At 72.5% G+C, this 9666-nt stretch carries 11 protein-coding genes; 4 read left to right on the top strand and 7 right to left on the bottom strand.

Features of this window, described 5'->3' with window-relative positions; translation table 11 throughout:
- Positions 1-56: 56 nt before the first annotated feature.
- The gene (gene cobF / locus CF165_RS48040) at positions 57-824 is read right to left on the bottom strand and encodes a precorrin-6A synthase (deacetylating) (RefSeq protein ID WP_093954285.1); all 768 of its coding nucleotides are present in this window, start codon (positions 822-824) and stop codon (positions 57-59) included.
- A 76-nt stretch (positions 825-900) separates the two neighbouring features.
- On the opposite strand from cobF, the gene CF165_RS48035 reads away from it, so the two are divergent.
- The 3 genes from CF165_RS48035 to CF165_RS48025 are packed head-to-tail and all read left to right on the top strand — an operon-like array spanning position 901 to position 3517.
- On the top strand, positions 901-1107 hold the full coding sequence (locus CF165_RS48035; protein ID WP_020645477.1) for a heavy-metal-associated domain-containing protein: 207 nt from the start codon (positions 901-903) through the stop codon (positions 1105-1107).
- The gene (locus CF165_RS48030; RefSeq protein WP_093954284.1) at positions 1104-3179 is read left to right on the top strand and encodes a heavy metal translocating P-type ATPase; all 2076 of its coding nucleotides are present in this window, start codon (positions 1104-1106) and stop codon (positions 3177-3179) included. The genes CF165_RS48035 and CF165_RS48030 overlap by 4 nt, the downstream gene beginning before the upstream one ends.
- Before the next feature lie 56 nt (positions 3180-3235).
- The gene (locus CF165_RS48025) at positions 3236-3517 is read left to right on the top strand and encodes a metal-sensitive transcriptional regulator (protein WP_013228661.1); all 282 of its coding nucleotides are present in this window, start codon (positions 3236-3238) and stop codon (positions 3515-3517) included.
- Here the strand turns inward: CF165_RS48025 and CF165_RS48020 are convergent.
- The 3 genes from CF165_RS48020 to CF165_RS48010 all read right to left on the bottom strand — a co-directional run bounded on the left by CF165_RS48020 (position 3514) and on the right by CF165_RS48010 (position 6132).
- Positions 3514-4221: a CPBP family intramembrane glutamic endopeptidase gene (locus CF165_RS48020; protein WP_093954283.1), complete on the bottom strand. Its 708-nt coding sequence runs from the start codon at positions 4219-4221 to the stop codon at positions 3514-3516. The genes CF165_RS48025 and CF165_RS48020 overlap by 4 nt on opposite strands.
- A gap of 129 nt (positions 4222-4350) precedes the next feature.
- The gene (locus CF165_RS48015; protein WP_093954282.1) at positions 4351-5286 is read right to left on the bottom strand and encodes a coiled-coil domain-containing protein; all 936 of its coding nucleotides are present in this window, start codon (positions 5284-5286) and stop codon (positions 4351-4353) included.
- Positions 5287-5406: 120 nt separating this feature from the next.
- Positions 5407-6132, bottom strand: a complete 726-nt coding sequence (locus CF165_RS48010; RefSeq protein WP_093954281.1) for an MgtC/SapB family protein — start codon at positions 6130-6132, stop codon at positions 5407-5409.
- Positions 6133-6233: 101 nt separating this feature from the next.
- On the opposite strand from CF165_RS48010, the gene CF165_RS48005 reads away from it, so the two are divergent.
- The gene (locus CF165_RS48005; RefSeq protein ID WP_240522185.1) at positions 6234-6890 is read left to right on the top strand and encodes a maleylpyruvate isomerase family mycothiol-dependent enzyme; all 657 of its coding nucleotides are present in this window, start codon (positions 6234-6236) and stop codon (positions 6888-6890) included.
- Between the two features lie 8 nt (positions 6891-6898).
- Here CF165_RS48005 and CF165_RS48000 read toward each other — a convergent pair whose 3' ends face one another.
- From CF165_RS48000 to CF165_RS47990, 3 genes are all read right to left on the bottom strand, one after another.
- A complete protein-coding gene (locus CF165_RS48000; protein WP_093954279.1) occupies positions 6899-8230 on the bottom strand; it encodes a copper resistance CopC/CopD family protein in 1332 nt (443 codons plus the stop codon).
- A complete protein-coding gene (locus CF165_RS47995; RefSeq protein WP_093954289.1) occupies positions 8227-8799 on the bottom strand; it encodes a hypothetical protein in 573 nt (190 codons plus the stop codon). Before CF165_RS47995 ends, CF165_RS48000 begins: the two co-directional genes overlap by 4 nt.
- A 101-nt stretch (positions 8800-8900) precedes the next feature.
- Positions 8901-9590: a winged helix-turn-helix transcriptional regulator gene (locus tag CF165_RS47990; protein ID WP_093954278.1), complete on the bottom strand. Its 690-nt coding sequence runs from the start codon at positions 9588-9590 to the stop codon at positions 8901-8903.
- Positions 9591-9666 lie beyond the last annotated feature (76 nt).

Below are 9666 nucleotides of genomic sequence, written 5' to 3'. Positions count from 1 at the left end.
CAACCAACAGAAAGGCCCCGGTCGAGAACCCGAAACGGTTCTCCCGGGGCCTTTCGCTATTCCCGGGCCGGCCGCCGGAGCAGATACGTGTCCATGATCCAGCCGTGCCGCTCCCGCGCCTCCGCCCGCACCTCGCGGATGTGTGCCGCCAACGCCGGGGTGAGCGGGCCGGACAGCAGGATCTCGTCGGGCGTACCGACGTAGGCGCCCCAGAAGATGTGCAGACCCTCTCCGGTGAAGCGGTCGAACGTCGTGTGGGCGTCCAGCAGCACGAACACGTCGTCGACGCCTTCGGGCCAGCCTGTCGCCAGCCGGCGGCCAGTGGTCAGCTGGACCGCGCGGCCGATCTGGTTCATCGTCGTCCGGTGCCGGGCCACCAGCGCCGAGATGCTGCTGATGCCGGGGACGACCTCGTACTCGAACTCCACGTTCCCCCGGGCCAGCACCGCCTCGATCAGCGCGATCGTGCTGTCGTACAGCGACGGGTCACCCCACACCAGGAAGGCGCCGGCTTCGGAAGGCCCGAGCTCCGAGCGGATCAGCTCCTCGTACACGGCCGCGCGTGCCGCGTGCCAGTCGGCGACCGCGGCCCGGTAGTCCGCCGGGGTCCGGTCGCGGGGCGGGTCCTCCGCCAGCACCACGCGATACCCCGGGCGCGTCACGAACCGGTCGAGGATTTCCTGGCGCAACCGGACCAGGTCGCTCTTCTCCGCACCCTTGTCGAGCACGAAGAACACGTCGACGCGGTTGAGCCGGTCGATGGCCTGCACCGTGAGGTGCTCCGGGTCGCCGGCACCGATCCCGATCGCGTAGATCTTCCGCATGCCGCGAGTGTGCCGGGGGCGATGGCTGAACCCCTACCCCCGATGGGTATAAAGGAAGGAGACGAAAGGAGCGGGAATGGCCGAAGCGACCTACACCGTCGAGGGCATGACCTGCGGGCACTGCGCCACCTCGGTCCGCGAGGAGGTCTCCGAACTGGACGGCGTCCGGCAGGTGGACGTCGACGTCGAGAGCGGCCGCGTGACCGTGACCAGCGACGCCCCGCTGACCGCCGACGCGGTCGCCGCCGCCGTCACCGAGGCCGGCTACCGCCTGGTCGCGTGAGCCCGGCCGACGTGATCACCGCGGCCCGCGTCGAGCTCGCCATCGGCGGCATGACGTGCGCGTCCTGCGCCGCCCGGGTCGAGCGCAAGCTCAACAAGGTCGACGGCGTGACCGCGACGGTCAACTACGCCACCGAAAAAGCCCAGGTCAGCTACCCGAGCGGGCTGTCGTTCGAAGACCTCAAGGCCGTCGTCGAAGCCGCCGGCTACTCGGCGCGGCTGCCCGAGCCCGAAGCGCCGGACGACACGCGCGAGCTGCGCAAACGTTTGCTCGTCTCCGCTGCCCTCACCGTGCCGCTCGTCGTCGTCGCGATGGTCCCCGCCTGGCAGTTCACGGCCTGGCCGTGGGTGTCGTCGGCCCTCGCCGCGCCGGTCGTGAGCTGGGGCGCGTGGCCGTTCCACCGCGCCGCCGCGGTCAACCTGCGCCACGCCACCGCCACGATGGACACGCTGATCTCGCTCGGCGTCGTCGCTTCCGTGGCGTGGTCGCTGTACGCACTCGTCTTCGGGACGGCCGGCCACCACGAGCTGTACTTCGAGGTGGCCGCCGCGGTCACCACGTTCATCCTGGCCGGCCGCTACTTCGAGACGCGGGCGAAGCGCCGGGCCGGCGCCGCCCTCCGCGCGCTCATGGACCTCGGCGCGAAGGACGTCACAGTGCTCCGCGATGGCGAAGAGCACCTCGTCCCGATCAAGGATCTGCAGGTCGGCGCCGTCTTCGTGGCCCGGCCCGGCGAAAAGATCGCCACCGACGGCGTGGTCACCGACGGCGGTTCCGCGGTCGACACCAGCATGCTCACCGGCGAGTCCGTCCCGGTCGAGGTCGGACCGGGCGACGCGGTCACCGGCGCCACCGTCAACGTCGGCGGGCGGCTGCTCGTGCGCGCCACGCGCGTCGGCGCGGACACCCGGCTGGCGCAGATGGCGCGGCTCGTCGAAGCGGCGCAAAACGGCAAGGCCGAGGTCCAGCGGCTCGCCGACCGGGTTTCGGCGGTGTTCGTCCCGGCGGTCGTCTTCGCCGCGCTGGCGACACTCGTGGTCTGGCTGGCGACCGGGGGCACGGCGGACGCGGCGTTCACCGCCGCCGTCGCCGTCTTGATCATCGCCTGCCCGTGCGCGCTCGGCCTCGCGACGCCGACGGCGCTGCTGGTCGGCACCGGCCGCGGCGCGCAGCTGGGCATCCTCATCAAAGGCCCCGAGGTGCTCGAGTCGACCCGCCGCGTCGACACCGTCGTGCTGGACAAGACGGGCACCGTCACCACCGGCCGGATGGTGCTCGTCGACGGCGACGGCGAGGTGCTCCGGCTCGCGGGCGCCGTCGAGGCCGCTTCCGAACACCCGATCGGCCGCGCGATCGCCGACGCGGCCCGGGAGCGCTTCGGCGCGCTTCCCGCCGTCACGGACTTCCGCAGCACGCCGGGCGTCGGCGTGACCGGCCTGGTCGAAGGACGCACCGTCAGCGTCGGGCGGGCGCCGGGCGGCGACGTGACCACGGTCGGGGCGAGCTGGGACGGCCGGCTGCGCGGGACGCTGACCGTCGCCGACACGATCAAGCCGACGTCCGCGCGGGCCGTCGCCGAATTGCGGCAACTCGGCCTGGAGCCGATCCTGCTGACCGGCGACAGCGCGGGTGTCGCGCGGGCGATCGCCGCCGAAGCCGGGATCGACCGGGTCGTCGCCGAGGTGCTGCCCGAGGGAAAGGTCGACGTCGTCAAGCGGCTGCAGGCGCAGGGCCGCGTGGTGGCGATGGTCGGCGACGGCGTCAACGACGCGGCCGCGCTCGCCCAGGCCGACCTGGGCCTGGCGATGGGCACGGGCGCCGACGCGGCCATCGAAGCCGGCGACCTGACGCTGGTGCGCGGCGACCTGCGGGCCGCGGCCGACGCGATCCGGCTGGCCCGCCGCACGCTCGCCACGATCAAGGGAAATCTGTTCTGGGCGTTCGCCTACAACGTGGCGGCGCTGCCGCTCGCGGCACTCGGCCTGCTCGACCCGATGATCGCGGGCGCGGCGATGGCGTGCTCGTCGGTCTTCGTGGTGAGCAACAGCCTGCGGTTGCGCCGGTTCCGCTGACACCCCGGGAGGGTATAGTCGGCGTGAGGAATGCCGACGACGGGGACAGGTGGGCGATGACGGGTTACGGCGGCGAGCGGGAGGCCTATCTGAAGCGCCTGCGCCGGATCGAGGGCCAGATCCGCGGGTTGCAGCGCATGGTCGAGCAGGACAAGTACTGCATCGACATCCTGACCCAGGTCTCCGCGGCGACGAAGGCACTGCAGTCGTTCTCGCTGGAACTGCTCGACGAGCACCTGGCCACCTGCGTCGTCCAGGCGGCCGCCGCCGGCGGCGAGGAAGCCGACCTGAAGGTCCGGGAAGCCTCCGACGCGATCGCGCGGCTGGTGCGCTCCTAACGGACCAGCACGGCCAGGGTGAGGCCGCCCGCGTTCGTCGTGAAGTGCACGATCACCGATGCGAGCACGCCCCGGCCGAGGTGGCGCCACCAGTGCAGGAAGATCCCGGCGACGCCCGCCGCGGCCATCGCCAGCACCTGCAGCACCACCACCGGCGTCGAGCCGAACACGGCGTGCACGGCGGCGTTGCGGCCGATGGCGAGCGCCGGCAGCGCGTGCCAGAGACCGAACAGCGCGGCCGAGCACAGGATCGGCGGCCAGCGCCACCGCTCGTCGTCCGCGCCGAACAGGCCGGGCAGCACGCCGCGGAACGCGACCTCCTCGATCAGCACTGTCCCGAACAGGATGCGGCCGCAGGTCAGCCACAGCAGCTGCGCGAAGTCCGGGTCGCCGACGCGGCCGTCCTGGTAGACCGTGCGCAGCGACGGCACGGCCAGCGCGATCCCGAACACGATCGCCACCGAAGCGGCGCCGGCCAGGCCGACGAGCGCGGGTCGCCGGAGCCGGCTCAGCCCCAGGTCCGTCCACGAGCACCCGGCGGCCCGGCCCAGTGCGACCAGCACGAGCGCCGCCACCAGCCCGCACACCGGATAGGCCCAGCCGGGCAGCACGCGGTTGGCCAGCGTGGTCGACGCGGCGAGCGTCACGACCGCGGCGACCAGCGCGAACACCCGCCGCGGCGGGAACGGCGCGGCCTCGGTCAAGGCGCGGTCCCGGCGAAGTCACCGTGTGGCCCGCCGAACGTCATGAACGACTCTTTCCTGCCTCCGGACGAGGTGAACGAGTCGTTCACGACACCGTGACCTGCGTCGATGTCGTGGCGCGGGCCAGGGTCAACCTACCGCGTCGGTGAGGTCGTCCGCTGGTGAGCGGCGCTGGATCGGCACTCTTTTCGACATCGGCAGGGTGGCTTCCGGGTCGAACGGCGCCGGACGGTCGTCGAGCGCGATGGCCGCCTCGGCCAGCAAGGCCCGGCAACCCGTCAGGCTCGCCTGGAGCTTGTCGCGGACCTCCGTGAGGGCCGTGACCTCGCGTTGCGCCGCCTCGACCACGGATTCGCCGTGCCGGGTGGCGTCGGTGACCAGCTGCCCGGCCTTGTCCCGGGCCGAAGCCAGCTCGTTCTCCGCGGTCGTGACCAGGGTTTCGCCGCGTTGCCGCGCTTCGGCGACCAGCTGGTCGGCCTTCGCCTGGGCGGCCGCTGCCTGCTCGGCCAGTTCGCGCATCGCGTCGGCGCGGCGCACCGTCATGGCGCGGGTGTGGTCCTCTTCCAGCTGGGCACGGCGGTGTGCCGCGGCCTCGTCGAGGTCCCGGCGGCGCTGCTCGGCCGCACGCAGGAATTCCTCGTGCTCGGCGCGCTGCCGCTCGCGTTCGGCTTCCGCCTCCGCGACCAGCCGGCGTTCTTTCTCCGTGAGCCGGACGGCCTCCGCCTCGGCTTCGCGCCGGATCCGCTCCGCGGTTTCCGTTGCCGCCGCGGTGATTTCGGCCGCTTCCTCGCGGGTGAGCTCGATCATCCGGCGAGAGCGCTCCTGCAGGGCGTCCGCGGGGATCGGGGTCATGCTGATGCGGTCGATCTTCAGGCGCAGTTCGTGGTTCTCCTCGGCGAGCGCGGCCCCGCGGCGCCGTGCGGAGTCCCGCTCGGCGGTGAGTCTGCGGATCTCGGCCTCGGCCCACACGACGTATTCCGCGACCTGTGCGCGGTGAAAACCGCGCCACGCCAGGTCGAATCCGGGCTGCGTGCGCGCCGCGTCCTCGCCACCGCCGGGGGCCATGCCTCACCTCCGAATTGGATGGTTTCTCCTCGGCCGCACGTTTTCCTTGCGACACCGGGGATTTCCGTGTGCACCCCAGTGTGCCGCAAACCCGCCTCCGCGCGCTGCCCGGGCGGGCGATCATTCGTCGAGCGGTTCCCCGAGACCGGTGGACGTGCTCCGGACGCCGGGCAGTTCGGCGAGCTCGGCGGCGAGGTCGTAGAGGTCGCCGCGGCCGTCCAGGCGCAGCGTCACGACCGCGATCCGTTGCCCTTCTTCGGAAAGGGACTCGTGGTCGACCTCGACGTGGTGCACCGCCCACCCGCGCCCGGTGCACGCGGCCAGCGCCGCGCGCAGCACGCCGTGGCCGTCGAGGTAGGTCAGCCGGACCACCGGTGGCTCGCGGCGGTGGCGCGCGACGAACCGCTGCAGCGGTGGGAAGCCCCGCGTCACCACGAAGTGCCCGATCGTCGTGCCGGCCGCGAGGACCGGCAGGCCGGCCCCGCACGCCGTGCCGACCGCCGCGGTCACCCAGATCGTCGCCGCCGTGGTCAGCCCGCGCACCGCGTCCCGGCGCACGAAGATCAGCCCGCCGCCGATGAAGCCGATGCCGGAAACGATCTGGGCGGCGATCCGCGACGGGTCGAGCGAGACGTGCTCGAAGCCGAGCAGGTCGGCGAAGCCGTACTTCGACACCAGCATGAACACGGCCGATCCGACGCCGACCAGGCTGTGCGTCCGCAGCCCGGCGGCCTTCATGCCCGCCTCGCGTTCGAGCCCGATGGCGACGCTCAGCACGAGCGCGAGCAGGACCGGTGGCAGCAGGCTCCACTGCGCCGGCGTGGACCACAGCGTGGGCAAGATCATGACCTCCGGGGTTCCCGATGGCGGCAAGCGGGGAGAACCGCCGGACCGTCACCTGGGCATACTGGGCCGGACGCACCGATCGTGCCAGGCGAGGAGGACAGGTGACAGTTCCGGACTTCGTGGCCTACCCCGCCGTGCGCCGCGGCGTCCGCGGCCTGCTCGGGGCACGGCCCGACGCGTGGTCCCGCCGGGTCCCGGCGTGTCCGGAGTGGACCGTCACGGACCTGCTCGGCCACCTCACGGCGATCGCCGGGCGGGTGCTGGCGCGCCACGGCGGCAGCCGGGTGGCGCCGGCCGGGGCCGCGGAGGTGCCGGAGCTGCTCGATCACTGGGACGACGTCGGCGAGGAGCTCGACCGGCGGCTCGAGGACGCGGGCGGGCGCAGTGGCGCGGTGATGGTGATGGACGCCTACACCCACGAGCTGGACCTGTGCGCGGCCCTCGGCGTCGCGCCGCCGGAGGAACACGTGGCCCGGGCGCCGAGCTTCGAAGTGCTGGTCCGCGGGTTGTCGGGCTCGATCGCGGAACGCGGGTTGCCGTCGTTGCGGCTGCGGACGACCGCGGGTGAAGGGTGGACGGCGGGCGATGGCCGTCCGGCGGCCACGGTGACCGCGCCCGCCTACGACCTCTTCCGCTCACTGGCCGGACGGCGGTCCCTCGCCCAGCTCGCGGCCCTGACCTGGAGCGCGGCGCCCGAGCCGTGGCTGCCCGCGTTCGGCTGGGGGCCCTTCGCGCCGCCCGCCCGACCGGGCGTCTGAGGGCCGGCTCAGCCGGACGGTGGGGTGACCGTGAGGAGCGCGGCCAGGGCCAGCACCACGACGCCGAGCAGCACCTCCACCACCACCGCCTGGCGCAGGCGGCGCAGGTCCGCTGTCACGGTCTTCGTCGTGCCTTCCGCCGGTGCCTCGGTCAGGCTCCGGCGCACCGCGCGGCGGGAGCGGCTCGCCACCGCCAGCAGCACCGCGAAGCCCGCGATCTTCAGCAGCACGATCAGGCCGAACCGGGTCGTCCAGAGGGACGACAGGGACGGCATGATGCGCAGCGCCAGCACGGCGCCGCTGAGCGCGATCGCCGTCACCGCTCCGGCCGCGATGCGGGAAAAGCGCGTCGCCACCGGAGCCGGGTCCTCGCCGGGCGCCGGGCGGTACAGGCACAGGGCCAGCTGGGTCAGGCCGCCCGCCCACACGGCGATCGCGCCGAAGTGCACCAGGTCCGCCGAGACCGAAACGAACATGATCGGGTCGGTGACCGGGTGGCCGGTGGCCGAGAACGTCAGCAGCACCAGGAAGCCGGTCACCATGGCCAGGTTTTCGTAGCGGGACCGCAGCTGTTCCGGCAGCTCGGGCCGCAGCAGCCGGGGCACCAGCAGCGCCAGCACCGCCACCGCGGCCAGCCGGAGCAGCAGCAGCTTCCCGTAGGCGACACGCAGCGTGTCCGCCAGCAGCCCGGTGTCGAACACCGCTTCGAGGTTCCGCCCGGCCGCGTAGGGGCCCTGCAGCGCGAACGCCGCCACGGCGGTCGCCGCGACGAGTCCGGCGCCCCAGCGCAGCAGCCTCCGGGCCCGGGGGTCGGTGCGGGCGGCCGGGCGGCACAGCACCAAGAACGCCAGCCCGCCGAGCAGCACGACGCCCAGGTAGGCCAGCCAGCGCACCCCCGTCGATGCGGCGTCGACGGCCGCGTCGGTGCCGGTCGCCGCCGACACCGCGCCGGCCGCCGTCACCAGCGGCCCGGTGCCGACCACGAAGGCGAAGGTGCCGCGCACCGGGTGGGAGTCGGCCGAGACGAAGGCGTATTCGACCAGGTAGCTGCCGTCCCGCAGGTCCGGCTTCAGCCGCACCGCGAGCTGCTCGGCGACGTCGCCGGGCTGGAACACCGGCCCGGCGTCGACCTGCGCGCCCGCGAGGTCGACGACCTTGATCGACCCGGGCTGGATGCCGACGTTCTCCGACAGGGTGACCGAGACCAGGGGCGGCGCCGCGCTCAGGCGGGCGCCGTCGCCGGGGGCCGACGAAACGATCTCGACGTGGGCCGAAGCCGGAACGGCGCCGAGCACCAGCCAGCCGGTGAGGAAGGCCAGGAGGACGAGCGCGCGCTTCACGACGCGGCGAGGGCGGCCCTCGGCAGTCCGCAGACGCAGCCCGTCAGCTCGTGCTCGGCGACCGAGGCGCGCCGGTGCAGGATCACCGCGACGATCATCGGGATGGTGACGATCGTGTTGTAGAAGAGGTGCAGCTCCACCCGCGGTACGAGCAGCTGGATGATGCTGGTGGGCACCTTCTGCCCGGCCAGCCGCCAGCCCGACTGCGCCTGGATGAACAGCAGCAGGTGCTCGATGTGGTGCCAGAACTGGATGGCCAGCGCCAGGTTCCACCACTGCCGCGACCGGCCGGCGAACCCGTGCCGCAGGACCCACAGGAACACCAGCATCACCAGCGCGTAGCCGTAGTGGAGCCATTCCTGCGAAATCAGCCACGGGAACGGCATCCCGAGCACTCCGCGCGCCTTGGCCACCGGCCAGCCCAACGCGTAGATCTGGACGGCTTGGACGATGTGCTCGGCCCAGTGGGCGATCACGACCGCCATGAACACCGCCAGCGCGCGGTGGTGGTGACGGCTGTTGAGCCCGGCGAGGAACCCGCCGGGCCGGATGGTTTCGGAAGTCGTCATGCTGAACCCCAGGTCGTCGTGAGCAGGCATGGCGCATCGACGATAACCGCCGCGCGCGCATGGGCCGTTACTCCGAATTGCCGTTTTTGCTGCCGTGCCGGTCAGTAGAAGGAGAGTCCCTCCGCCGTTTCCGGCTTCGGCGGGATCCGGAACAGCTTGGTGAACAGCTCCAGGTGCGCGAACTCGCCGTCGATCCGCACCCGCCCGGACGCCATCGCCTCGGCTGCGGTCAGGTCGCCGTTGACCAGGTCGATCAGTTCCGGCCCTCGGGGCTCGATCACGAGGTCGGCGGCCGGGTGGTCGCCGGTGCTGACCTTCAGCGCGCCGTCGTCGACCATCGCGTGGACGATCAGCGAGTCGCTGTGGCGAAGCACGTACGTCACGTTGACGCCCTTCGCGGCGTCCTCCTGGAACGTCGTGTAGAGCGCGAGGATCGCGGCGTCGGTGGTGAAGACCTCGCCGTCCTTCGGGTACCCCAGCGACCGCGCGCCCCACAGCGCGAGGTCCAGCAGGATGTGGTCGAGTTCGCTGCCGTACTCGGTCAGCTCGTAGACCAGGCCCGCTTCGAGCTGCGGCAGTACCCGGCGGCGGACCACACCCGCCTGCTCGAGCTCGTTGAGGCGGGACGAGAGGATGCTGGCCGGGATGCGGGGCAGGCCCCGCTGCAGGTCCGTGTACCGTTTCGGACCGAGCACCAGATCCCGGATGACGAGCATCGACCAGCGTTCTCCGACGATTTCGAGCGCGCGTGCGAGGCCGCAGAACTGCCCGTAGGTGCGAGTGGTCGTCATACTCGATCCTCACTGTTCGGTCGAACGTGCCGCCGGGCACTTTGCCCTCGCGAACCAGGGTGACGAACCACCGGTG

It is taken from the genome of Amycolatopsis vastitatis, from assembly GCF_002234595.1.
Classification (GTDB): Bacteria; Actinomycetota; Actinomycetes; order Mycobacteriales; family Pseudonocardiaceae; genus Amycolatopsis; species Amycolatopsis vastitatis.
Note: the sequence above shows the minus strand (reverse complement) of the source record. Positions and strands in the feature narration are given on the sequence as shown.

Bases quoted from the DNA above. Each gene is read 5' to 3' on its own strand.
- cobF (WP_093954285.1), bottom strand. From the start codon at position 824: ATGCGGAAGATCTACGCGATCGGGATCGGTGCCGGCGACCCGGAGCAC.
- CF165_RS48035 (WP_020645477.1), top strand. From the start codon at position 901: ATGGCCGAAGCGACCTACACCGTCGAGGGCATGACCTGCGGGCACTGC.
- CF165_RS48025 (WP_013228661.1), top strand. From the start codon at position 3,236: ATGACGGGTTACGGCGGCGAGCGGGAGGCCTATCTGAAGCGCCTGCGC.
- CF165_RS48015 (WP_093954282.1), bottom strand. From the start codon at position 5,286: ATGGCCCCCGGCGGTGGCGAGGACGCGGCGCGCACGCAGCCCGGATTC.
- CF165_RS48010 (WP_093954281.1), bottom strand. From the start codon at position 6,132: ATGATCTTGCCCACGCTGTGGTCCACGCCGGCGCAGTGGAGCCTGCTG.
- CF165_RS47995 (WP_093954289.1), bottom strand. From the start codon at position 8,799: ATGACGACTTCCGAAACCATCCGGCCCGGCGGGTTCCTCGCCGGGCTC.
- CF165_RS47990 (WP_093954278.1), bottom strand. From the start codon at position 9,590: ATGACGACCACTCGCACCTACGGGCAGTTCTGCGGCCTCGCACGCGCG.